Source organism: Desulfosporosinus youngiae DSM 17734 (genome assembly GCF_000244895.1).
Classification (GTDB): domain Bacteria; phylum Bacillota; class Desulfitobacteriia; order Desulfitobacteriales; family Desulfitobacteriaceae; genus Desulfosporosinus; species Desulfosporosinus youngiae.
In genome coordinates, this window is the sequence record NZ_CM001441.1 from 1,737,931 (window position 1) to 1,763,507 (window position 25,577).

Annotated in this window: 19 protein-coding genes and 1 pseudogene; 19 read left to right on the plus strand and 1 reads right to left on the minus strand. The window is 41.7% G+C overall.

Translation table 11 applies throughout. The features are described 5' to 3' along the window. The first annotated feature begins 172 nt into the window (after positions 1–172). From DESYODRAFT_RS08235 to trxB, 5 genes and pseudogenes are all read left to right on the plus strand, one after another. Positions 173–805 carry a cobalamin B12-binding domain-containing protein gene (locus tag DESYODRAFT_RS08235; protein ID WP_007781704.1) on the plus strand — a complete coding sequence of 211 codons (633 nt, stop codon included), beginning with the start codon at positions 173–175 and terminating at the stop codon, positions 803–805. A 57-nt stretch (positions 806–862) separates the two neighbouring features. Beyond that, positions 863–2,335, plus strand: a pseudogene (mttB, locus tag DESYODRAFT_RS08240) ([trimethylamine--corrinoid protein] Co-methyltransferase). 227 nt (positions 2,336–2,562) lie between these two features. Beyond that, entirely contained in the window at positions 2,563–4,614 is a 2,052-nt protein-coding gene (locus tag DESYODRAFT_RS08250) for an alkaline phosphatase family protein (RefSeq protein ID WP_007781707.1), read from the plus strand. Positions 4,615–4,702: 88 nt separating this feature from the next. Beyond that, positions 4,703–5,029, plus strand: coding sequence for a thioredoxin family protein (locus tag DESYODRAFT_RS08255; RefSeq protein WP_007781709.1), 327 nt, complete (start codon positions 4,703–4,705; stop codon positions 5,027–5,029). Between the two features lie 39 nt (positions 5,030–5,068). Next, entirely contained in the window at positions 5,069–6,286 is a 1,218-nt protein-coding gene (trxB, locus tag DESYODRAFT_RS08260) for a thioredoxin-disulfide reductase (protein WP_042338353.1), read from the plus strand. Between the two features lie 175 nt (positions 6,287–6,461). Here trxB and DESYODRAFT_RS08265 read toward each other — a convergent pair whose 3' ends face one another. Next, on the minus strand, positions 6,462–7,325 hold the full coding sequence (locus tag DESYODRAFT_RS08265; protein WP_007781714.1) for a methyl-accepting chemotaxis protein: 864 nt from the start codon (positions 7,323–7,325) through the stop codon (positions 6,462–6,464). 216 nt (positions 7,326–7,541) lie between these two features. Here DESYODRAFT_RS08265 and DESYODRAFT_RS08270 point away from each other — a divergent pair, with 216 nt between their 5' ends. The 14 genes from DESYODRAFT_RS08270 to DESYODRAFT_RS08335 all read left to right on the plus strand — a co-directional run bounded on the left by DESYODRAFT_RS08270 (position 7,542) and on the right by DESYODRAFT_RS08335 (position 24,907). Next, a complete protein-coding gene (locus DESYODRAFT_RS08270; protein WP_007781717.1) occupies positions 7,542–8,702 on the plus strand; it encodes a DEAD/DEAH box helicase in 1,161 nt (386 codons plus the stop codon). 110 nt (positions 8,703–8,812) lie between these two features. Continuing rightward, positions 8,813–9,634 carry an MBL fold metallo-hydrolase gene (locus DESYODRAFT_RS08275; protein ID WP_007781719.1) on the plus strand — a complete coding sequence of 274 codons (822 nt, stop codon included), beginning with the start codon at positions 8,813–8,815 and terminating at the stop codon, positions 9,632–9,634. A 20-nt stretch (positions 9,635–9,654) separates the two neighbouring features. Beyond that, the gene (locus DESYODRAFT_RS08280; protein WP_007781725.1) at positions 9,655–10,533 is read left to right on the plus strand and encodes an AAA family ATPase; all 879 of its coding nucleotides are present in this window, start codon (positions 9,655–9,657) and stop codon (positions 10,531–10,533) included. 89 nt (positions 10,534–10,622) lie between these two features. Continuing rightward, positions 10,623–11,981 carry a VWA domain-containing protein gene (locus tag DESYODRAFT_RS08285; RefSeq protein WP_007781727.1) on the plus strand — a complete coding sequence of 453 codons (1,359 nt, stop codon included), beginning with the start codon at positions 10,623–10,625 and terminating at the stop codon, positions 11,979–11,981. Positions 11,982–12,243: 262 nt separating this feature from the next. Beyond that, positions 12,244–13,296 carry a M14 family zinc carboxypeptidase gene (locus DESYODRAFT_RS08290; RefSeq protein ID WP_007781728.1) on the plus strand — a complete coding sequence of 351 codons (1,053 nt, stop codon included), beginning with the start codon at positions 12,244–12,246 and terminating at the stop codon, positions 13,294–13,296. A 125-nt stretch (positions 13,297–13,421) separates the two neighbouring features. Next, the gene (locus tag DESYODRAFT_RS08295) at positions 13,422–13,805 is read left to right on the plus strand and encodes a desulfoferrodoxin (protein WP_007781731.1); all 384 of its coding nucleotides are present in this window, start codon (positions 13,422–13,424) and stop codon (positions 13,803–13,805) included. Between the two features lie 195 nt (positions 13,806–14,000). Continuing rightward, on the plus strand, positions 14,001–14,891 hold the full coding sequence (locus DESYODRAFT_RS08300; RefSeq protein WP_007781733.1) for an NAD(P)-dependent oxidoreductase: 891 nt from the start codon (positions 14,001–14,003) through the stop codon (positions 14,889–14,891). 773 nt (positions 14,892–15,664) lie between these two features. After that, positions 15,665–16,906: a CoB--CoM heterodisulfide reductase iron-sulfur subunit A family protein gene (locus DESYODRAFT_RS08305; protein ID WP_007781734.1), complete on the plus strand. Its 1,242-nt coding sequence runs from the start codon at positions 15,665–15,667 to the stop codon at positions 16,904–16,906. Positions 16,907–16,910: 4 nt separating this feature from the next. Continuing rightward, positions 16,911–19,133, plus strand: a complete 2,223-nt coding sequence (locus tag DESYODRAFT_RS08310; protein WP_007781736.1) for a hydrogenase iron-sulfur subunit — start codon at positions 16,911–16,913, stop codon at positions 19,131–19,133. A 152-nt stretch (positions 19,134–19,285) separates the two neighbouring features. Then, entirely contained in the window at positions 19,286–20,455 is a 1,170-nt protein-coding gene (locus DESYODRAFT_RS08315) for a (Fe-S)-binding protein (protein WP_007781737.1), read from the plus strand. Between the two features lie 263 nt (positions 20,456–20,718). Further along, positions 20,719–21,885 carry a sulfate adenylyltransferase gene (gene sat, locus DESYODRAFT_RS08320; protein WP_007781740.1) on the plus strand — a complete coding sequence of 389 codons (1,167 nt, stop codon included), beginning with the start codon at positions 20,719–20,721 and terminating at the stop codon, positions 21,883–21,885. A gap of 81 nt (positions 21,886–21,966) precedes the next feature. Then, positions 21,967–22,404, plus strand: a complete 438-nt coding sequence (gene aprB, locus DESYODRAFT_RS08325; RefSeq protein ID WP_007781741.1) for an adenylyl-sulfate reductase subunit beta — start codon at positions 21,967–21,969, stop codon at positions 22,402–22,404. 39 nt (positions 22,405–22,443) lie between these two features. Continuing rightward, positions 22,444–24,333 carry an adenylyl-sulfate reductase subunit alpha gene (aprA, locus tag DESYODRAFT_RS08330; RefSeq protein ID WP_007781743.1) on the plus strand — a complete coding sequence of 630 codons (1,890 nt, stop codon included), beginning with the start codon at positions 22,444–22,446 and terminating at the stop codon, positions 24,331–24,333. Between the two features lie 226 nt (positions 24,334–24,559). Then, complete coding sequence (locus tag DESYODRAFT_RS08335) at positions 24,560–24,907, plus strand: YlbF/YmcA family competence regulator (RefSeq protein WP_007781746.1); 348 nt, start codon at positions 24,560–24,562, stop codon at positions 24,905–24,907. The last annotated feature ends 670 nt before the right edge of the window (positions 24,908–25,577 follow it).

A 25,577-nucleotide genomic window follows, 5' to 3' on the forward strand; every position in this document is an offset into this window, starting at 1 on the left:
TCATGTGAGCTCTTGAAAGGTTGTTCCAAAGTTATATCCGGCATAAAAAGATGGAATTATACAATAACAGCCATTTATAATATGATCCATTTAACAGGACTCCTATATTTAAACTAATGGAATTTAGTAATTAGTTGCGTGATCAGTATCTTTTAGGAGGAGGATTTCAAAAATGAATGATTTCGAACAATTAGCCGATTATGTTTTCAAAGGTAATGCTGCTGCAGTAAAAGACCTGACCCAAAGAATGGTGGATGGTGGCGGCAACCCCATGGAGATTATCTCTAACGGTCTTCTGATTGGAATGGATATTGTTACTCCAAAGTTCAAAGCCGGTGATATGTATGTGCCAGAAGTTATGATGTCTGCCAAAGCATTATCTGAAGGTATGAAAATCGTGAAACCACTTCTTACAGGATCGGAAATTTCCGTCACAAAGACGATTCTTATCGGGACTGTTTCAGGAGACCTTCATGACATTGGTAAAAATCTGGTCGTTATGATTTTGGAAAGTGGCGGCTTTAATGTCGTTGACCTAGGAGTCGATGTATCGCCGGAGAAATTTGTTGCAGCAATCAAGGAGCATAATGCTAAAATCGTTGGTCTATCAGCTTTATTAACGACCACCATGCTTAATATGAAAGCGACTATTGAACTAATCACTGAAGAAGGACTTCGTGACAGCGTAAAGGTCTTGATTGGAGGCGCACCAGTTTCTCAAAGCTTTGCCGATGAAATCGGTGCCGATGGTTATTGTGCTGATGCCATGGCTGCAAAAGAAATGGCTACCGCATTATTGAACTAGGATCGATAAAGATTAATATGATACTTAATAATTCATTACTAAGTAGAGGTGAGAAATTTGAGAACTGATGTTCAAGCAGGAGTTTCTAGAGTTGAGGGCTTTGGGCTTAATTTATTTTCAGATGATGAGCTTTACGCTATCCACTCCGGGACTTTGGAGGTCTTAGAGAAAACTGGAATTAAAGTAGAATCTAAAGAGGCTTTGGAAATCTTCGCTGCGGGAGGAGCTATAGTTGACTTCAAAACCCACGTCGTAAAGATTCCGCCCTATATTGTGGAAGATGCTATACGTTCAGCTCCCAATACCATCCTATTAGCCGGGCGTAATCCGAAACATGACATCATCTTAGGCGGCAAAAGGGTTCATTTTATTAATTTCGGTGAAGGGGTCTCAATCATCGACCCGTACACCAAAGAATATCGAAAAACGACTAAGCAGGATGTCGCTAATATCTCGCGTTTTTGCGATGCCATGAGTGAAATGGATGCAGTTTTACGACCTGTAGCACCTCAGGATGTACCGGCGGAGGCTGCTGTAGTTCACAACGCAGAGGCACTTTTTAATAATACATCAAAGCATGTTTTCATAGGCACCGAAGGTGGACGTAATTTTAAAAAGGTATTAAAAATGGCTGCAGCGGTTGTTGGCGGCGAGGACAAACTTCGGGAACGCCCTATCTTCTCGTGCAACGTCTGTCCTACAAGTCCTTTACAATTGGTGGGCCATTGTACTGAGGTTATTATCGAGGGTGCACGTGCCGGTATAGCCGTTAACTTATTATCAATGGCTATGGCAGGGGCCACCTCTCCAATCACTTTAGCAGGCAGTCTTGTTACGCACAATGCGGAAGTATTGAGTGGTATCGTTTTAAGTCAACTCACGCGCAAAGGTGCGCCAGTGATTTATGGCAGTTCCACGACGATCATGGATTTAAGATTTGCGACAGCTCCGGTTGGATCTCCGGAATTGGGAATGATCAATGCCGGAGTCGCAAAACTTGCCCAATATTACTTACTGCCCAGTTGGGTAGCAGGTGGATAGGTAGATAGCAAACTTCCGGATGCCCAAGCATCTCATGAGTTCACAATTACCGCTATGCTGACCGCGTTGGCAGGGTCCAACCTGATCTATGGAGCGGGTATGTTAGAACTCGGTATCACCTATGATTATGCTCAAATGGTGATGGATAACGAGATGGCTAGGATGATCAAGAAAACTGTTTGCGGGATTAGTGTGTCGGATGAAACCTTAGCTATAGATGTTATTAAGCAGGTAGGTACCGCTGGTAACTTTATTAGCGAAGAACACACCTTCAAACATATGCGCACCCAATCCAAAAGTAATGTTATCGACCGTCGAATGAGGGATGTCTGGTTGACAGACGGAGGTAAGGATTTTACAGAAAGAGCCTATGAAGTGGCTAAATCCATTTTGGAAGACTATAAACCTGAGTCCCTGCCGGAAAGTGTTCAAGCTGAATTACGAGCTATTGTCGAAGAAACAGAAAAAGAGTATGGTGTCAATAAGTAAGTTAACGACCGAATAACTAAATGTAATGATAGTAATGAGGAGAACGAGCTGACAACTTTAGTTCTTCTCATTACTAAATAAGCTAAAGTTTGGAAATGGTATTTCATCGAACAATTCCCAGAGTCGCTGGGCAAGATTCTTCTCAATGAGGTCATCTTCTATCAACGGCGGCACAGGGTTCATATACATACTGGCAGCAAAACCATTTGAGGAGTTGTGAGTTAATAATGAAAAGAGAAGCATCAACCCAGAAATTATTGGTATTAGGGGTAGACGGGATGGATCCCAAAATAGCCCGGAAGTTCATGGCTGAAGGAATAATGCCAAACTTACAAAAGTTTCTTAAAAAAGGCTCAGCAAGAGAAGACATGGGACATTTAGGTTCCGTGCCAACGATTACGCCTCCATGTTGGACAACTTTAGCAACCGGTGCTTATCCCGGAACACACGGTATTACCTGCTTTTGGCGACAGTCACCACACAGCTTGGACGCCGTTGTATATAATATGGATTCCAGAAACTGCGAAGCAGAACAGTTATGGAATGTAACTGCTGCTGCCGGCATCAAAACCTTAGTATGGCACTGGCCTGGTTCTGCTTGGCCTCCAACCAGTGACAGCCCTAATTTAAGCGTTGTTGATGGGACACAGCCGGGTTCTGTTAACATGGGTGTAGCACAGCTTGATTTCGAAAAAATTATTGTTGCTAATGAGGAAATTACAGAAGTACAATATGCTCCAAAACTTGAACGCCCTGCTGGAGTTGGCTGTATTATTTCTGATCTGGGTGCCATTACTGAAGAAGAGGATAAAGAAGAAGCTACAGATATGCTGGAAATATGGTACGGCGAAGCTGCCATGAAAGGCGCTGAAATCCGTGAATATATCATGGGACCGGAAAATATGGAAATGGTCATTGAGGCTATCCCTCATTATGATTTAGTCAATTCCCCGTTGAAAGATGCGGAAGGTTGGGCAGCTGCACCGGCAGATGCCAGAGAATTCACTATTTTAACCTCTGATGGTATTGTAAGACGTCCGGCTCTTATTTTAAAGAATGCAGATGGTATCTATGACCGTGTAGCGGTTTATAAAAATAAGAAGGCCGAGAAACCAATTGTAGAATTAGAAGTCGGGAAAATGGTTTCCGGTATTGTGGATGACATTAATAAAGATGGTGTATTAAAACCTGCATGTCGTACTATGAGAGTTCTGGAGCTTTCTGCGGATGCTAAAGCGGTTAAAATGTGGATCAGTAACGCATTGGATATTGCCCAGGATAAATTATGGCATCCAAAAGAGTTGTTAACAGATATCGTAGAAAATGTTGGCCCGGTTCCGCCTGTTAGCTTGGTTGGGGGAGAAGATGCTTACCTAATTGAGAATATTTTTGAACCGGCCTGGGATTCGTATAGTCAATGGCAGGCAAAGTCTTTAAATCATTTAATTAAAAACAGAGGTTTCCAGGTAGTATTCAGTCATTTGCATAATATTGACTGTGCAGGTCATATGTTTTTTCATTTAGCGAAAAATCTGGAGCGCTGGAGCTATACTGATGAGAAAGTAAATCAGGAATTTATCCGAAGGTTCTACATTCAGACAGACAAGTATATAGGTGAATTCTTACATCTGTTAGATGAAGACTGGACAGTTCTGCTTGTATCTGACCATGGTTTACTGGTAGGGGAAGAATTCCCACCACAAATTGGTGAATATGGCGGTATTAATATTCAGGTAATGCAGGAACTGGGTTATACCGTTATGAAACAGGATGAAAACGGTAAAAATTTGAAAGAAGTAGATTGGGAAAAGACAACAGCAGTTCAGTCCCGAAGTAACTATATTTATATTAACTTAAAAGGTCGTGATGCTCATGGCATTGTTGACCCAGCGGACAAATATGAACTGGAAAGAAAAATTATGTCTGACCTGTACTCTTATAGATATAAAGGACAACGTGTTATCGGGCTGGCAATGCGGAATAAAGACGCTGTAGTGTTAGGAGCAAACGGTCCGCAGTGTGGTGATATCTTCTTCACAGTTGATGAGGGATATAGCCGTTTACATGGTGATGGGTTATCCACTACAGATGGTGCTTTCGATACTTCTGTTATGCCAATTTTTGTAGCAGCAGGAAAAGGAATTAAAGAAAACTTTACAACAGTTAGGACAATCAGACAAGTTGATATTGCACCGACTATTGCAACACTAGTAGGTGTAAGAATGCCTGCCCAGTGCGAAGGTGCACCAATCTATCAGATTTTAACCGAAGAATTCTAATTATAAAAAGGCAGGCTAATTCACTTAAAATTGACTTCGTGGAATAGCCTGCTTCTATTCTTCAAGCCAGTTTAAAGGAGTGGAAACTATGTCCTTAGAACAATTAAATGTAAATAGTTTCGAAAAAATTATCTATGATAATGAGGAATCCTGTCTCGTTATTTTCTCTAGAAAAGCCTGTCACGTTTGTAAAGAGGTTGTTCCTCTTTTGGAGGAGCTTCAACCGGATTACCTAGACAAGTTTGGATTCTATTACGTGGATGTAGAAGAAGATAAAAACTTGTTCCAAAGATTCTCCTTAAAAGGTGTTCCTCAGATTCTTTTCTTTAAGGATGGGGAATATCAAGCAAAACTGGCAGGGGCCGTTGACGAAGATAAAATCATAGATAAGATTGCGGAGGTTCTGGAATCGTAATCACTATAACATTCTACAGAGAGGAAGTAATTCAGGAAAATGGGAGATGTGGCGTACGATTTAATCATTATCGGCGGGGGCCCCGCAGGACTCACGGCAGCTATTTATGGGGGAAGAGCGAAGCTGAGAACTCTGGTTATCAACAAAGGTACGGTTGGCGGTTTGGTCAATACGACACGAGAAATTGTCAATTATCCGGGCTATGGTCAAATCAGTGGACCCGATCTTATGAAAGACTTTAAAAAGCATGCCGATTCCTTTGGTGTTGAATTTTCACGAGATGAAGTTGTGAGTGTCAACTTTTCTCAAGAAGAAAAAATCATCTGTACCAAAAAAAAGAAAGAATACACGGCCAAAGCGGTTATCATTGCCTGTGGCAGTGAGCCGAGACTATTAAATATACCCGGAGAAAAGCGGCTTCAGGGCAGTGGGGTAGCCTATTGTGCAACCTGTGATGCTGAGTTTTTTGAAGGGGAAGATGTTGTTGTCGTCGGCAGCGGGGATCAGGCTATTGAAGAAGGCATGTACATTACCAAGTTCGCTCGCAAAGTCACCGTGATTGTACTCCACGATGAAGGGGTTCTCGATTGCAATAAAGTGAGTGCGGAAAGGGCCTTCCAAAATGAAACGATGGAGTTTGTATGGAACTCCACCATTGAAGAAGTTCTGGGTGAGGCTAATGTCGAGGGGGTTAAAATCAAGAACTTAAAAACGGGCCGTTCAAGCGAGCTTGCTTGCCAGGGTGTTTTTTTCTTTGTGGGGATGATTCCTTCGACTCATTTTCTTAAGGAAAGCGGCATTGGGATGGACAGAATAGGCTATATACCCGTTAATGACTTGATGGAAACGAATCTCGAAGGGGTATATGCGGTGGGGGACAATCGGGTTAAATATTTAAGGCAAGTGGTTTCAGCTGCAGGTGATGGGGCAACGGCCGCAGTTGCTGCAGAGCGCTATATTGAGGAACTGAATGGGTTTAGTACGAGTGTACTGAAAAGTGACAAAAAGGTTCTCTTGCTTTTCTTCAATGCCTTAAATACTGAAAGCTTGGAGTTCAGCACTTTATTAGAAGAGGCAAATCAAGAACTAGCGGAACCCTGCAAAGTGGTGAAAATCGATACGGCTACTAAGAAAAATCTTGCCCAAAAGTATGATGTCCAAATCGTGCCATCAGTTGTTGTATTGAATAGAGGGCAAGAGATTAAGCGATTGGACTTTTTGCTGGATAAAGAAAAACTAAAAGCTCAACTAAGATAAGACTAATCATTATTGGTAAATAGTAAAACATTAGAAGAGCATATTACTTAAAAAGCCAACAAAGCTCAATCCTACAGATTGGGCTTCGTTGGCTTTTTATCAATTCAAAAGGTGAGGGTAGAGTCCACCACCGAAGTCTCTATGTTCAGTTTTAGCTGAAGGAGTTCACTATGAATTAGCTGCGGGCATAATGATCTGTGGTTAGATCTTTGGCTAATTTGACAATAGAATCGGCTAATTTAGATAGTTCATTGACCGAAGGGGTAACTTCTGTCAGAGCAGCGGCTTGATGATCGGAAACTAAGGCCATTTCATTAACAGCAGCATTGATTTGCTCGACCGCTTCTTGAATCTTCTTCAGGGTAACTTGAATATTTTTAGATGAACCCGAACTGGTTTTAGCGAGTTTGCGAACTTCATCAGCAACTACAGAAAACCCTTGACCATGTACGCCAACACGCGCAGCCTCAATGGCAGCGTTAAGCCCAAGTAAATTTGTTTGAGCGGCAATTTTGTGAATATCTCCAATAATCGTATCTGTTTCATCAACTTGAAATTTAGTATTCTGAGAGATAATACCTAATTGTTGACCCGTCGCCGACAGTTCTTCTGCTTCAGCCGCAATTTGTTGAACATTACTGTCTACAGCCTTAATGATTTTATTTAGAGAATTGGCAATTTCAAAGAGTCGCTCTCTTCCGTCCACTGACTGTTGAATAGCAATAGCACCTACGACATCGTCATTTTCAAAGATCGGAATTGCTACGGCTATGTAGGGTACGCCGAATCCTTCTTTACCTACTTCTTTAACAACCCGTTTTCGTTGTTGAATGGCATCATAAGACACCCATCCTGGACCTGGTATCTCACCTACATAAGATGCTTTATCCCATTTGAATGTTTTAGGAACAATGTCCCAAATAACCTTTTCTGTATCAGAGATGAATAACCCAATATCGTCAATAACAAATTGATTGATAAAGGGCGCAACTGCCAAGAAATGTTGAAGAGTTTTACAATATGTTTGATGGTCAGACAATTATCCTATCCCCTCCTTACTAGACAATTCCACTATCATCTTATAGTTTTAATGGAATTGTGTGAAATTATAGATAGTTATACCCGGTATAAATTTGAGTGTGTTTACTTATCCTTCAAGTTAGAAAGTCATGCTTTGCTAAAGATATTTCTTATTATCAAAGAGAAAGGTTATAATGATATCATAATACCAATTTATAGATAGGATGGATAATCAATGAATACCTTCAATCAGCTTGGGCTTGACGAAGCTTTGGTAAATGCCCTGAAACTACAAGAAATTCTTGAACCAACTGCGATTCAGGAACAAGCGATCCCTTTTATTTTAGCCGGTAGAGATGTATTGGGTCAGTCAGAAACAGGCACGGGCAAAACCTTAGCCTATCTATTACCGCTATTTCAGAAAATCGATACACAAAGGAAAGAAACCCAAGCGATGATTCTCACGCCGACCCATGAGCTGGCCATTCAGATTCAGCGCGAAATGGAAATTTTGGCCAAAAACTCCGGTTTAGCTGTCACGTCGACCGCAATCATCGGAAATGTGAATATAGCACGGCAGATAGAAAAGCTCAAACAGAAGCAGCACATTATCGTAGGTTCCAGCGGGAGAATTCTTGAATTAATTCAGAAGAAAAAGATTGTTGCTCAGACCGTTAAGACGATCGTTCTTGATGAGGCAGATCGTCTGCTCGATGAAACTAATGCATCTCTTGTTAAATCGGTCATTAAGACGACCTTAAGCAGAACTCAGCTTTTATTATTTTCAGCCACATTACCTCCGGCAACTTATCAAAAGGCTTCCGAAGTATTAAAGACGCCTGAAGTCATCCGAGTTACGGATAAAATTGTAATAGCACCTACTGTTGAGCATATGTTCTTTGCCGCGGAACAGAGAGATAAAATCGAAGTTCTGAGGAAGCTGATTCGAATGCTTGTTCCCACGCGGGCCTTGATTTTTATTAACAAAAGTGAAGAGATCGAAAAAATGGTGGAAAAGCTTAACTATCATGGCTTAGAAGCTGAAGGAATTTACGGCGGGGCTAATAAGTCGGAGCGAAAGAAAGCTATGGATGATTTCAGAAGCGGAAGAAGTACCTTACTGGTAGCATCAGATCTGGCTGCCAGAGGATTGGACATCAAAGGGATTACCCATGTCTTTAACCTCGATCTGCCGGAAGATCCGCAGCTCTATTTGCATCGGGTTGGCAGGACGGGCAGGGCGGGGAATAAGGGAATTGCCATATCCATTGTAAACTCAAAAGAGGCTTTATATTTGAAAAGGCTTGAACGTGCTTATGAAATCAGGATTAATCCTAAAGAGATGTTTCAGGGAAAAATTGTTGCTCCAAGGAAGACGTTAAAGAAGAAGGGATGAATAACATCTTGTTTATCAGGTGGAATCTTATGTTGAACGAGTTCACTCACAGGTAGTATACTTATTAAGTAAATGTTGGGAGGAGATCCAAAGAAAAGGGGTTTTCTTGTATGTCGATCCATGGAATGCATCGTCAAAATAGGCAGGATAAAACTCAGGAGGTTAGAGTTTTTAACAGTATTGTTCGAATGTTGGGTACTACGCTCAATGTCTATGCTTATATAGTAGACGGAATGCTCATAGATAGCGGTCCCCACAGACTTCAGAAAGGGATCATGGATTTTTGCCGGCAAAACCGACCCGATAAAATAGTGCATACTCATTTTCACGAAGACCATACGGGAAATACGGCATATCTGGTAAAAAAACTTCAAATTCCTGCTTATATACATCCCGAATCATTAAGTATTTGCCGCTATAAAGGGGATATACCGCTCTATCGGTTAGCATTTTGGGGGCCTAGAATAGGCTTTCAAGCAAAGCCGCTGCCTGATTTCATCGAAAACGAACATTCCCGCTTTGAAGTGATTAAAACTCCCGGGCATACCACAGACCATGTCGTATTTTTGGAAAGAGAGAAAGGACGGTTATTCAGCGGGGACCTATTTCTCCATCATAAGACGCGGGTTGTTCGGCGCAAAGAAAATATCCCCCTCCTAATGGAATCTTTACGCTCACTATTGAAGGAAAACTTTGACACCATATATTGTGCTCATGGAGGAAAAATTGAAAACGGATATCATTTAATTGAGCAGAAGCTCGCTTATCTGGAAGAACTACAGGGTCAAATCCTGACTCTTTTCCAGAAAGGCCTGAGTATTAAAGAAATTTCCAAAGAGATCTTTCCTTTAACCCCAACAATTGCATATTTTAGTCTTGGTGAATTTTCTTCTTATAACTTGGTCCGATCACTTATTGAAGATAGGATGTAAACGATATGGAGGAAACTGAGATGATGCTGACATCTCCCTTAGATTTAGCTAAAGAACTTGAGGATGAAGGCTATCTTATAGATCAAGAGGCAGCAACCACCTTGTTCCTTGCCTTGGCCTTAGAAAAACCTTGTCTCATTGAAGGACCGGCCGGAGTAGGCAAGACACAATTGGCCTTAGCACTGGCACGAGCGGAAAAGCGGCGATTGATAAGGTTGCAGTGTTATGAAGGTCTTGATATAAGTAAGGCCCTATATGATTGGAATTATGCTAAACAGCTTTTGCGCTTGCAGCTTGCTAAAACGGAAGACTGGGATGAGATAAAATTTGATCTTTTTTCAGAAGAGTTTCTGCTTTCCCGGCCCCTTTTGGAAGCAATCCTCTCTCCCGAACCGGTTCTGTTACTCATTGATGAATTAGATAAGAGTGACGAAGAGTTTGAGAGCTTTCTCCTGGAGTTACTTGCTGAACAACAGGTTTCAATTCCTGAATTGGGGACCTTAACTTCAAAAACAAAACCTGTCGTCATCTTAACCAGTAACAATTCCCGGGACTTTAGTGATGCACTAAGACGGCGCTGTATCCATATCTATTTGTCGTACCCATCTCTGGAACGGGAAATATCCATTCTTAGTTCCCACGCGCCTGAGCTTGCGGAAGGATTGATTAAGGATGTTTGTGAGTTTGTTGCCAAGGTAAGGAAATTACCTTTGCAAAAGCTTCCCAGTGTTTCTGAAACCATTGACTTCGCCCGCTCCTTAAGCGCTCTGCATAAAGAGCAATTGAACTATGGAGATCTGATGGGAACCCTCAGCGTATTGCTGAAATATCCAAAGGATGTTGCTAAACTAGAGGAGCGTCTGAAAAAATGGGAGAGCGAAACACTAAATAGACGTTAAATCTTGGCATTGTATACTGATGCAGGGTGCCTTTACCCCGAACCTCGTGCCTCGAACTTCGAACCTCGCTAAATAAAGGGATGGAAACTATGAATGGATGGGTTTTTATCAGGCTAGTAAATGCTCTTAGACAGGTTTCTATATCGATTTCTTCGCAGGATATTTTTGATGCGCGAACTTGCTTGGAGCGATATCCAACCTTACCTCATAAACAAGTTATAAAATCATTATTTATTCATCGGCCCCAAGACGCTGCCATCTTTGAGACGGTTTGGAAAATCGTCGTTGAAAATGCTCAATTCTCCGAACCGGAGAATTCTCGAAACGGGACCTCTGAAAAGAGGATTGCTGAAAACAGTGATAGTCAAGGAATAGGCGGTCAGGGTGTGGGCCGTGGTACGGGAGGTATCAGCCTGACGTCTATAGGGGATAGGCCCGATCTTTTTCGAATTTCTAATTTGATCCCCTTTTCCCGGCTTGAGGAGTTAGCGGGAAAAGGGATAGAGTTTGAAGAGATTGTCAAAGCAGTTTTGGCAGACATTGATTATTATACTTGGATTAATTCCTTTGACTTAGCGTATCAGAGAGGTATTCTTTCTGAGGATGAATGGTTCAGCCATCAAAACACCCGGGCTTCTATCCTGAGTGAAATCCGGCAGAAGGTCTTGATGAGCCAGGTTACGCTTGATAACAGCTGGCAGCCCCTTGTTCGTCAGCATTGGCTATTTAAACCGTTAAGTACCCTAACAGAAGAGGAAAAGGAGCTTGTTAGATCAAGTATTCGAAGATGGGCTCGGAAACTAGCCTTACGGCCAGGGTTGCGCTGGAAATCCCATACTAAAGGGACGATTGACATTGCTAGAATCGTTCGCCAAAGTGTTCAGTGGGATGGACACTTTTTTGACTTGTGCTATCGGTATAGAATTCCCCATGCACCAGAATTGGTGGTACTTTGTGATGTTTCAAATTCCATGGCTTCCTTTGTAGAATTCTTAATCTATTTGGTGACATGTCTAAGAACTCGTTTCCGAAAAATACGGGTATTCTTTTTTATCGATTCAGTTTGGGATGTTACTGAGTATGTTTGGGGGGATGATCTCAGCGGGGTAAAGCAAGAGATTAAGAGCTGGGGGCATAAAGTGAGTTTGGGGTTTTCAGATTATGGAGCGGTCTTTAAGGAGCTTGCCGAGTACAAACTTAGTGAGATATCATCACAGGCAATCCTCATGATCATGGGAGATGGTAAGAACAATTATCGTCAGGCTCAGCCGGAATACCTAGCACGGATTTCTGAAAAAGTACATAAAGTGTTTTGGCTGAATCCCTTAGAACTGAAGGAGTGGTCAGAGCCGGATAATGTCATGAAAGAATACCAAGCCTATTGTTCCAAAGTTTACCGCTGCCGCTCTGCCAGTGACCTGCAGAGAATTGTTAAGGATGTATTCTAAGAGTTTGTTGCCTTGAATATGCGTTCATTAAGTGTAAATTGATATGGTTGATACATTTAGCGGGCCAGTTGCTTCCCAGAAGCGACTGGCTTTTCGTTTTTGGTTCATTTCCGACCTGAGTCTTTGGGCCAAGCTCATGTGAAAGGTAAGTATCAGACACAAAGAATTAAAGTCTGGTATATATTCCTTATAACTAAAATACTAAATATTACATGGCTACATAGTTACATAGGTAATTATTACAGAGGGGTGTGAATAACCAGTGACCAGACACACGGTTAAAAAAGGGGAGACGCTCTATATAATTGCTAAGAAATATGGAATAGACTTAAGCTCGCTAGTTTCGGCCAACCCAACTATCAAAAACCCTGGCATGATTATGCCAGGCCAAGTGATTAACATACCAAGTACCGCGGCTCAGAGAACGATAGTAATTCCCAGAGAGAGCTACGGGTATAATGAAATGCAAAATGATCTTAATAATTTGCAAGAAATCTATCCCTTTATCCAGATCACATCTATCGGATCAACCGTAATGGGACGGTCTATTCCTGCTGTGAAGTTAGGGCATGGGAACAAAGAAGTGCATTACAACGGTTCGTTTCATGCCAATGAGTGGATTACAACCTTATTATTGATGAAGTTTATCGAAGTATATGCCAAAGCCTATGCTTCAGGGAAGAAAATTGGCTCCTTTAATATTAAAAGCTTATTTGACAGTGCTTCTTTATGGGTTGTTCCTATGGTCAATCCAGATGGTGTACAGCTAGTGCAGGGAAAAATCGATACGAACACAACAGTCTATACCAACGCCGTACAAATTAATCGCGGATCCCGGGATTTTAGTGGCTGGAAGGCTAATATTCGAGGTGTGGATTTAAATGATCAGTTTCCTGCTTACTGGGAAACCGAAGTTTCCAGACGAGCGTCCTCAAGCCCATCACCCAGAGACTATCCGGGTACTGCCCCTCTTTCCGAGCCTGAGTCCAGGGCGATGGCTCAGTTTACCAGGTCACATAATTTTCGCTTAGTAAGTGCTTTTCATACTCAAGGTGAGGAGATTTATTGGGGGTATAGGGGATTAGAGCCAAGTGAATCACGGCAGATCGTAAATCGGTTCGTTGAAGTAAGTGGCTACGAAGCCATACAGTATGTGGAAAGTGATGCAGGGTATAAAGATTGGTTTATTCAGGAATGGAGACGGCCAGGATTTACAATCGAGTGCGGACACGGAATTAATCCGCTGCCGATTTCTCAGTTTTGGGAAATTTGGGGCAAGGTAATCGGCATTTTCTTAATGGGTATTTATGTCTAGAGCCCCCCTAGCCAAAGAACTTCTTTTGATTTTAATTCTAAAAAAGTAATTTCTATAAGGAGGAAAATTGCTTTTTTTGGAGAATACTAATACATAGACAGGTGAATGAAGCGGAGGGGTAAAACATGACAAACTTAAGAGATTTATATGTATGTAAGATTTGTGGAAATGTGGTAGAGGTTGTTCATACGGGAGCACCGGCATTGGTCTGCTGTAACCAACCTATGGAGAAACTAGAGGCGGGTACCCAGGATGCGAGTTTAGAAAAACATGTACCAGTCATTGAAGGGATAACCGGCGGGATCAAAGTTAAGGTTGGCAGCGAAGCTCACCCCATGGTAGAAAAACACTTTATTCGATTTATCGAAGTTCTGACAAAGGAAAAGGTTTTGAGAGCTGAACTTGAACCAGGTCAAGCACCCGAAGCGTCTTTCCTGGTTGCAGAGGACGAGGTTCTTGAGGTCAGAGAATATTGCAATATTCATGGTCTTTGGAAGACTGGCAAGTAATTTTATTAGCCATCGCCGCTAAGAGATAATAAGATAGGCAGGAAAAGTCCTGCCTATCTTTATTCAAGTTTTCGGCTCGAATTTACATCCCTTTGAGGGCAAGCCAAATGACAGCTGTCTTAATATACTTGACACATTCTAAAGGATATTCTATAGTTTTTTCTGATGGGTCAACTGAAGGGAGATATAATAACAATGACACTAACGAAAGATACAACAATTATTGGCTTTGTAGGTATAGGAGTTATGGGTAAAAGCATGGCTGGTCATTTGTTAAAAGCTGGTTACCAGGTGCTTGTATACAACCGGACTAAAGCGAGCGCTGAAGATTTAATTAATACAGGAGCAGTTTGGCAAGATACAATTGCTGAGCTGGCTGGAAAGAGCAACGTTATCATCACCATGGTAGGCTATCCAAAAGATGTTGAGGAAGTATACTTAGGAACCGATGGAATTATCAATCATGCTAAAAGCGGAAGTTACTTAATTGATATGACAACTTCATCGCCGGATCTCTCGAAGAAAATCTATGAAAAAGCCTTGACCTTAGGAATGTATGCGCTTGATGCCCCGGTATCCGGCGGAGACGTTGGTGCAAAAGAAGCCCGCTTAGCTATTATGGTGGGCGGAGATAAAGATGCATTTGAAGCAATGCTTCCTATTTTTAATTGCTTGGGAAAAAACATTGTCTTACAAGGAAAGGCGGGAGCCGGACAATATACAAAAATGTGCAATCAGATTGCCATAGCCTCCAATATGATTGGAGTTTGCGAAGCAATGGCATATGCTCAAAAAGCTGGTTTAAGCCCGGAAACTGTTTTGAAAAGTATTGAAACAGGAGCAGCCGCAAGTTTTTCTTTGAGTAATTTGGCTCCGCGTATGTTAGTCAATAATTTCGAGCCGGGTTTCTATGTTAAACATTTTATCAAGGATATGACGATTGCCTTAGAATCTGCTGAACAAATGGGCCTGTATACTCCAGGGTTAGCTTTGGCAAAGACCCTCTACGAGAAATTGGCGGATCGGGGAGAAGAAAACAGCGGAACACAAGCCTTATTTAAACTTTATCTGGAAACTGAGAGCTGATATTTTATAAGCTTCAAGGAGAGTTGGCATCTAAAATGCACAACTCTCCTTAATTATTGGCCCAGTTACACATGAAGTTTCTCTATAGCAGGGGGCAGGCAAAGCAAAAAAAAATAATAACCGGAAGGAATTCTTGGGGTAAATGTAGAAGATATAAGTATATTAGGAATTATATGGGTTAATTTCGCAATCAGTCTGTTTAGAGCTATTGATTATTGTCGATTTTTTCAATTAAAATCCTTTACCCCAACAGAAAAAAGAATACATATACCAATCAAAATTTAAGGTTGATTATAAGATTCTGAATGTTGAGAAGGTTTAAAGCGGAGAAGAAGAGGCTATGACTGGAAATTCGGGCAGATATTCCGTGCCAAGATCGAAGAAAAATACAATAAAATTTCTTAATTATCGCCATATTGACTAATTACGACCAGAGTGCTAGTCTTATTTTGGAAGTAATAATTTTACATACATTTTACATACTTTGTGCATTTTATTACGTTTAGTTTTGTTTTATGGACATACCCTTAGACGAGTTGTCATATATACATATGTGAAAGAAATCATATTCCCTTAATGGATTACAATTAAGACTTGGAAAAAGCTTATTTAGATAGCGGAGTATCCTATATTATTCCCCAAAGTACTAATAAGAAAGCAAATATCTCCTATTAATCATAGGAGGAATGCTATAAGGTTGGATCGAGGAATCCTTGTTCCAACTGACTCGGTGAATTCCGAGAGTTTTATTGACATATAAGGGAGGTAGAAGGATGGCGCATAAGAGTATTTTAGTGGTCGGAGGGGGAGTAAGCGGGCTTACAGCCGCTGTTGAAGCTTCCGAAGCAGGAAGTGAGGTCTATCTGGTTGAACAAAAATCCTACCTGGGTGGTAGAGTGGCCCAGATGAACCAGTATTTTCCTAAGTTGTGCCCCCCGAACTGCGGGTTGGAGATTAATTTTAGACGGATTAAGCAAAATCCCCGGATCAAATTCTTCACTTTAGCCGAGATTGAAAAGATTGACGGTGTAGAAGGAGATTATACAGTAACAATTAAATTAAATCCCCGTTATGTAAATCAGAACTGCACAGCTTGCGGTAAATGTTCCGAAGTATGTCCTGCAGAGAGGTCTAACGAATTTAATTATGGGATGGATAAAACCAAAGCTATTTATAGGGCTCATGAGTTCGCTTTCCCAATGAAGTATGTTATAGATGGTGAGGCGTGTTTAGGAGCAGAATGCGGAAAATGCGTTGAGGTATGTCAATACGCCGCTATTGAAACGGATATGGCGGCAAAAAGCTTTGATTTGAATGTTGGATCGATCGTTTGGGCGACGGGTTGGGAACCCTATGATGCCAAGAAGGTTGATTATTATGGTTTTGGTAAGCATCAAAATGTTATTACGAACGTTATGCTGGAGCGTCTAGCTGCTTCAAACGGTCCTACTGCTGGAAAGATTGTTCGTCCTTCCGACGGAAAAGAAGTTAAAACAGTTGCTTTTGTTCAGTGTGCCGGTTCACGTGACGAAAATCATCTGCCCTATTGTTCCGGAGTTTGCTGTATGGCTTCGCTAAAACAGGCAACCTACGTCAAAGCAATGTATCCGGATTCAAAGGTTTATATGTTTTATATAGATGTCAGGGCTATGGGTAAACACGAAGAGTTTTATACCAAAGTCCAAGATGACATTACTATGATCAAGGGAAAAGTTGGCGAAATCTCCGAAGACCCGGAAACTAAAGATGTAATCGTTCAAGTGGAAAATCAGTTGACTGGTGAGATTATGAAGGAAACCGTCGACATGGTTGTACTTGCAACAGGAATGGTACCAGCTACTTCGAATGTACCGGATGCAATAGCCTATGATGAGGATGGCTTTGTTGTTTCCGATCCACAACAACTAGGGATTTATGGCGCAGGATGTGTTAAAAAGCCGTTGGATGTTTCCTCATCGGTTAAAGATTCTACTTCTGCAGCTCTTAAAGCCATTCAATCTACGGTGAGGAGGTAGCCCAATGGATAAAAAAACAGGTGTTTATATCTGCACTGGCTGTAGTATCGGAGAATCCTTGAAAGTAGAGAGCCTGTCCAAGGTTGCCACCAAGGAAGGCAAGGTTCCGGTTTGTAAAACACACCCCTTTCTCTGCGGAGCAGAAGGGGTTGCACTAATAAAGAATGACATTGAGAGTGAGGGCGTCAATACTGTTCTTATAGCTGCTTGCTCACCACGTGTTAATTACGATGTTTTTGAATTTGACAGCTCAGTTATTATGGAAAGGGTCAATATCAGAGAGCAGGTCATCTGGAGTCAACCGGCTAATGATGAGGATACTCAGATGATGGCTGAGGATTATTTGAGAATGGGCCTTGCTAAAGTGAAACATATCGATGTGCCTGAACCTTACCAAGGTGTGGATATGGTCAAAACCCTGCTGGTAGTCGGCGGAGGTTTGACAGGTATGAGCGCAGCACTCGAAGCCGCAAAAGCAGGGTACAAAGCAGTTTTAGTTGAGAAAAGCCCAGTTCTTGGCGGCTGGATGAACGGCTTGTTTAAGCAGGCTCCTCGGAAAGTACCTTTTACAACTCCTGAAGAGGTTGATATCGCTGAGTGGATTAAACAGGTTGAAGCTCATCCGGACATTACAGTATACACTAGCGCTGAAATGTTAGAAATTGCTGGTTCACCAGGTATGTTCGATGCATCGATCAGTCATAATGGCGCTACAGTGAAGGAAAGAGTCGGTTCTGTGGTTCTGGCTACAGGTGCTGTCCCTTATGATCCGACAAAATTAGACTATCTTGGCTATGGTAAATATGAAAATGTTATTACTTCACAACAAATGGAAGAACTGGCTTCTAAGGGCAAAATTGTTCGCCCGGACGGAAAAGAAGTACAGAGTATTGCCTTTATCCAATGCGCTGGCTCACGGGATCCCGAACATTTACCCTATTGCTCGGCAACTTGTTGTGTAGAGTCCTTAAAACAGGCGTCTTATCTTAAGGAGCAAAATCCGGAAGCTAACGTATTTATTTTCTACAAAGATATGCGGGCAGCCGGTCAGTACGAGCGTCTCTATCAACAAGTGCAAAAAGATGGAGGTATCTTCGTTCGAGGAGAAATTAATGGAATTACCGAAGATGGGGATAAGAACCTTCTCATCGAAGCAACAGATGTTCTATCCGGAGCAACGATTGCGACTGAAGGCGTAGATATGGTGGTCTTGGCCAATGGTATGGTTCCCACGACAGCATTTGGTGAGGATATAGCTGCTAAGGCTGATGCAGAAGAAGATGCTAAAGAAGAAGATGGTCCGAAGCCGGAAATTATCCGCAAGTCCAATCTTCTGAATCTTGCCTATCGTCAAGGTCCGGAGATGCCTACATTAAAATATGGTTATGCAGATTCCCATTTTATCTGCTTCCCTTATGAAACTCGCCGTACAGGAATTTATGCAGCTGGCAGCGTCAGAGCTCCGATGGATGAGTTATCCTCCGTTGAAGATGCTGCCGGAGCAGCATTAAAGGCTATTCAATGTATGGAATCAAGCGCCAAAGGTGTGGCTGTACATCCTCGTGTAGGGGATATGTCTTTCCCGGACTTCGCAATGTCAAGATGTACCCAATGCAAACGCTGTACAGTGGAATGTCCCTTCGGTGCGATTAACGAAGATGATAAATTCAATCCGTTGCCAAATCCTACACGTTGCCGCAGATGTGGAATCTGCATGGGAGCTTGTCCGGAACGGATTATTTCATTTAAGAACTACTCGGTACCTATGATCGGTAACCTTATTAAAGCAATCGAAGTCCCTGATGAAGATGAAGAAAAACCAAGAATCCTCATCTTCGCTTGTGAAAATGATGCTTACCCAGCTTTGGATATGGCTGGTATTAATCGGCTGAATTATAACGCTTGGGTTCGCGTTATCCCGCTAAGATGCCTTGGCTCATTAAGCTTGGTCTGGATTGCTGATTCAATGTCCCAAGGAATTGATGGGATCTTCCTATTAGGCTGCAAGCATGGTGATGATTATCAATGCCACTTCATTAAAGGTAGTGAGTTGGCTGAAATCAGGTTATCAAAAGTGTCAGAGACCTTAAACAGGTTGGATCTGGACTCTGAACGTGTGCGGATGGATCAAGTCTCCATTACGGATTATGACAAGATACCTGCTATGTTAGATGACTTCGCTGAGAAACTGAATGAACTGGGCCCCAACCCCTACAAAGGGTTCTAAGTAGATCTTAGGAAATAAGGAAAGGGGACACATCCTCCTAATTAATGATTAACTTCGGGTGGGAGGTATGTCCCCAATAGATACACCTCCTAATTAAGCCTTAAACTCCGGGTGGGAGGTATGTCTCCATTAGATAGCAAAGGAGCAGTATTATGGATGAAATAAAAGAAGTATCTCTGGAGATGAGAGAATATATTATTTCTTCAGGGGCTGAAACGCTCAACTGGTGTATGCAGTGCGGTCTCTGCACCAATCTATGTCCTTATCGACAGGTTCCCGGTGAGCTTAGCGAAGTATTTAATATCCGTAAAATGCAACGACAAGGTCAGCTGGGTTTAGAAGGTTTTGATGATGAAAGTGTGCTTTTTGCCTGTGTTACCTGTGGCATGTGCCAGTCGAATTGTCCGAGAAGCGTAGAAATTATTAAAAATGTACGTTCTATGCGCAATACCATCGTTGGAGCCGGCATCTTACCGGGACATTTACGGCCTGTTGCCGGAAGTCTTCATGCTAATGGCAACCCATGGACTGGTCCTTCGGAGAAGAGAGCTGATTGGCTTGAAGGTTTGAATGTCCCAGCATTTTCTGAAGACACTGAATATCTGCTTTATGTCTGCTGTACGTCATGTTTTGACACTCGCAGCCAAAAAATCGCTAAAAGCGTTGTGAAACTCTTACAAAAAGCTGGAGTTAGTTTTGGAGTTTTGACAGGTGAAGAGAAGTGTTGCGGTGAGACCATTCGTAAAATCGGGGATGAGGAACTCTTTACAAAACTCGCTGAATCAAATATTAACCTGTTTAATGGAAAAGGCGTTAAGAAAATCATCACGACTTCCCCACATTGCCTCTATGCCTTTAAAGAGGATTATCCGGAGCTGGGCGGAGAGTATGAAGTTATGCATTATGCCGAACTTCTGAGCAGTCTTCTAAAAGATGGAAAGCTTTCTTTACCTGGGGAACTAGCCAAGAAAGTTACATTCCATGATCCTTGTTACCTAGGACGACACAATTTGGTTTACGATGCTCCAAGAGAACTTCTCCAAGCAGTTCCGGGGGTAGAATTTGTTGAATTAGATCGTGCTAAGAATAAGAGTCTTTGTTGCTCAGGCGGCGGCGGACGGATTTGGGCTGAAGTACCCTTTGGGGAGCGTTTCGGTGAGTTGCGAATCAATGACGCAGTGAAGCAAAGTGCCGATGTCATAGTTACAGCTTGCCCTTACTGCATCACAATGTTGGATGATGCCTGTGCTGGATTAGGAAAAGGCGATGTATTAAAAGTTATGGAAATGTCAGAATTCCTTTGTGAATCCATTGAGAAATAAACACAGGTTATTTTGAGCAAATATTGGTGTTAAACTAACCCCATGCTAGAAGTATATGAACACATTCAGATGGCTTATAGCTATGGGGTTGGTTAACTGATATGGTGAAAAAAGACTCAAAGTGTTAGTGAAAGGGGGGATGCCAGAAACGTTGTTTATATAATGTCTCTTCCGACAGGATTGTTGTTGGTGATGGGCAGGATAAACGCTTGTTTCTGTAGTAGACTCACATTCATTATAAAAAATTAAAGGAGGATTAGACGATGTCAAAATTAGTACCACCCCATGGTGGAAAATTAACACCGGTGCTACTTCCTGAGGCACAAAGAGCAGATGCTTTAGCAAAAGCTAAAACATTACCAGTAGTTCGTATGACTTCCAGAGAAACTTCTGACTTATTAATGATTGGGATGGGTGCATTCAGCCCATTAACCGGGTTCATGGACAAAGCTAATTATGAAAGTGTTGTAGAAACAAAACACTTAACCAATGGCTTAGCATGGCCTCTCCCGATTACCTTGTCAGTGACCCCGGAACAAGCTGAGACCATCAGCCTTGGGATGGAAGTTGCTTTAGTTGATGATGAAACAGATACGTATTGCGGCATTTTGACAGTTAATGATAAATATCAGTATGACAAAGTAAAAGAGTGCAAAGCAGTATTCTTCACAGATGACGCTGAACATGATGGCGTTAAAAAGGTAATGGCTCAGGGCGATGTTAACATCGGCGGAGAATTAGTAACCTTCAGCCAACTCGGCTATGCTTCTAAATACGGCGACTACTATGCTACCCCAGCACAAACCAGAGCAATCTTCGACGAAAAAGGTTGGGGAACCGTAGCAGCTTTCCAAACCAGAAATCCTTTACACCGCTCACATGAATTCCTCTGCAAAATGGGAAATGAAGTTTGCGATGGATTATTTATTCACCCAATCGTAGGTAAACTCAAAGCTGGAGATATTCCTGCTGAGACTCGTTTAGAGTGCTATGAAGTTCTCATGAAAAACTACTTCAATCCGAAAAACGTTGTGATGAAAGTATATCCAATGGAAATGCGTTATGCAGGACCTAGCGAGGCAATTCTTCACGCTATATTCCGCCAAAACTTCGGCTGCAGCCACATTCTTGTTGGTCGTGACCATGCTGGTGTCGGCGACTACTATACAGCTTATCAAGCACAAGAAATCTTTGAAACCTTTAAACCAGGCGAGATTCTCTGCCAACCTCTGAAAGTGACAGCAGCTATGTATTGCAATAAGTGCGAAGGCATGACTACTGAAAAAACTTGCCCACACGGCAAAGAAGATCATCTGAAAATCAGCGGCACTAAGCTAAGAGCTATGTTAGCAGCCGGCGAAGTACCACCTAGCAACTTCAGCCGTAAAGAAGTACTGGAAATTCTTCTTAAGTACTACTCCTCAAAATAAATAATCATGGTTTGAAAATTAAACAAGAGAATTATTCTTAAGTTTAGTTTCAAAAATATATGAATGATGGAGGTTAAACGAATGCCAAGTTTTGTAATGCAGGAAAAATGTGACGGATGTAAAGGGCAAGACAAAACAGCTTGCATGTATGCATGCCCAAATGACCTAATGTTGTTAGACAAAGAAAGAATGAAGGCTGTAAACCTTGATCCTAGTCAATGCTGGGAGTGCCTGTGCTGTGTTAAGGCCTGCCCACAACAAGCAATGGACGTTCGCGGCTATGCTGACTTCGTTCCACTGGGCGCTTCTTGTGTACCACTTCGTAGTTCCGACAGCATTATGTGGACCGTTAAATTCCGTAACGGCATGACCAAACGCTTTAAATTCCCAATTCGTACGACCGAAGAAGGTTCCGCAGTACCCGATGGTGGTTATGAAATTACGACTGACATCAACAGCATCGAACTGTATACTGAACCCGCTTCAATGCATATGCCAGTATGGACTTATAAGAAGTAAGCTCTTGTAAAAAGGGAATAAATAGGGAGGTTAAAATCAATGCCAATCAACTTTGAAACAGTAGAAGTAACAACCGACCTTCTCATCATTGGAGGCGGAATGGGGTCCTGTGGTGCAGCTGTTGAAGCAGCCTATTGGGGCAAGAAACATGGACTTAAAGTAATTTTAGTTGATAAAGCGTCAATGCCGCGTTCCGGTGCAGTCGGAATGGGATTGTCCGCTATTAACTTATATGTAGGACTTGCAGAAGGCAAAAACACCGTTCAAGATTATGTCAAATACGTAAAGTATGACATGATGGGGATTGCCCGTGACGACTTAGTCGCTAACATCGCACGGCACGTTGACAGCTCAGTCCATTTGTTTGAAAAATGGGGACTTCCTTTATGGAAAGACGAAGATGGCGGATATGTTCACGAGGGTAAATGGCAATTAATGATCAGCGGTGAATCTTATAAAGTTATCGTAGCTGAAGCTGCTAAGAATGCTTTAGGTGAAGAGAACATTTATGAGAGAGTTTTCATCACTGAGCCTTTGTTGAAAGATGGCAAATGCGTAGGAGCTGTTGGATTTAGTGTTCGTGAGAATAAAATCTATGTCTTCAAAGCAAAAGCTACACTATGTGCTATGGGTGGTACGGTTGGAGTATTCAAACCTAAATCCACTGGTGAAGGCGCTGGACGTTCTTGGTATCCTCCATTCTCCACAGGTTCTTCCGCATACTTCACCATGAAGGCCGGAGCAGAAATGACCTGTCAAGAAGTTCGTTTCGTACCTATTCGTTTTAAAGACGCTTATGGTCCTGTCGGAGCTTGGTTCTTACTCTTCAAATCCCGTGCAACCAATGCTTTAGGCGAAAACTACATGGAAACCCGTGCCGAAGAATTGAAAAACTGGGGCAAATACGGCACAGCTAAGCCGATCCCAGCTAACCTACGTAACCTCCTTGGCTTAGAAGATATCAAAGAAGGTAAAGGGCCTCTCTACATGCGTACTGAGGAAGCTATCGCTAACTTAGCAAAAGCATATGAAGGGGACGAAAAAGCTTTCAAGAAGAAAATGAAAACTTTAGAAAACGAAGCTTGGGAAGACTTCCTCGATATGACGATTGCTCAAGCCTTACTCTGGGCTGCTACTAACGTTGAGCCTGAAGTTAGATCTTCTGAAATCGCTGCTACCGAGCCATACTTCATCAGTTCTCACTCGGGATCCTCAGGAGCTTGGGTTTCCGGTCCTGAAGACCTTTCCGCTGGAACAGATTATTTCTGGGGTTATGCTAACATGACCACAGTACCTGCACTCTTTGCTGCCGGAGACGCTACCGGTGCTTGCCCTCACAAGTTCTCCTCAGGAACTCATGCTGAAGGCCGCATCGCTGCTAAGTCAGCTATTAAATATATCTTAGAGAACAACGTACTGATCGAACCAGATCAAGCGGCTATTGATGCAGTAAAAGCTGAAATTGTTAAGCCACTCGAAATTTTTGATGCTAACAAAGACTTCAGCACCGATCCTGAAGTTAACCCTGCTTACATTATGCCTAGGCAGTTCATGTATCGTTTACAAAAGCTTATGGACGAGTATGTTGGTGGAGCTAACGTATTCTTCAACATGAACTCAGCTTCCTTAACTCGCGCAGCAGAACTTTTCGAGTTCCTCAAAGAAGACTCCGAAAAAATAGCTGCCAGAGATCTCTATGAGCTCCTGAGAGCTTGGGAAAATAAACACAGATTATGGCAAGCTGAATCTCACCTTAAAGCTGTATCCTTCCGTGAAGAAACACGTTGGCCTGGATACTACTTCAGAACAGATAAGCCAACCCTTGACGAAGAGAACTGGCATTGCTTTGTTAACATGAAGTGGGATCCAAACACAAAAGAGTGGTCAGTCTTCAAAAAGCCTGTCATCGATATGTTTGGCGTTGAGTAAGACTAATTCAGTCAGTTGCTAAGACAGATATTTAATTATCTCTTATTTTCAGACTGATTGCAAGAGGGGATGGATGCAGATTCTCGAAATATGTCGGAATTTGTATTCATCCCTGTCATACTTAGCAGAAATCTAGATTCTTCCTTTAAGATTTTGTGGTAATCAGTTATAATTTAATATCTAGGGAACTAACTTTATCGAATTAATTTAAAGGAGGAAATATTATATGGCTCAAGAAGAGGAACTTATGCAAATGAGCATTGAACTTGGTAAAGCAATTGCTCAAACAGATGTGTACAAAGAATTTAAGCGGGCAGAATATGAACTATTTCAAGATGCAGAAGCTCGTAAGTTGGTAGAAGATCTTCAAAAAATGAAGCAGGAACACCGCGGAAAAATGATGGCGGGTCTGGAGTTAACTAAAGAAGAACAAGAACAGATTAAAGAATTGGAACAAACATGTATCCGAAATCGCCAAGTATTGTCTTCCAACCAGGCTAATACTAGTTTCCAGGAGTTTATGGAGAAAATATCCGGAAATATAAAGGCTGGAATACAAAGCGTCGATAAATAGTACAATTAAGATAACTGATTATTGGTTATGACCTCTTTTGATTTAGATAATTCAGTGGTCTCGGAAGGAAATAAGCCCTAATAATACGAGCTCCTAATGAGCCTATAGAAATAATATTTTTCATTAAACGATAGCAATACATCACGCAGTAAGTTGTAACTCTTATTGTGTGATGTATTGTTATTTTTGCCGGTTACAACTAAATAAATTTTTTCTTTGTAATAGGATATATTGATTGCAATAATATTGACTTGATATAATATCAATGCTAATCTAAATTTGAGAGAACGATATACAATTTTTGTTAAGATTATTTGTGCATTTTATTACGTGTAATCAATTAGTTAAATGACGGCAAATATTCGGAAGATGTCATATATGGAAATTATAGTGACTGGAGGTGGATCCCTGGCCTTACTTTTCAGTGGTTTTCCAAAGGGAGGAAGCGGTTCTTTTTATTTGTAACCATAATTGCTAAGATAAAGTTTTAAATTTTTTTAAATTATTTAGTGAAAAAAATCTCTTTTCAGCCATTGAGAACCCTTGGAGATCGAGAGGAGGATGCTTTTTATAGCTGTTTTATTTTTTGAAATCACTTGACGCTATTGTGACAATAAATTTTATTGATAACAGAGATGTAACGTGTATTAAGTTTTGTAATTGAAAGGTG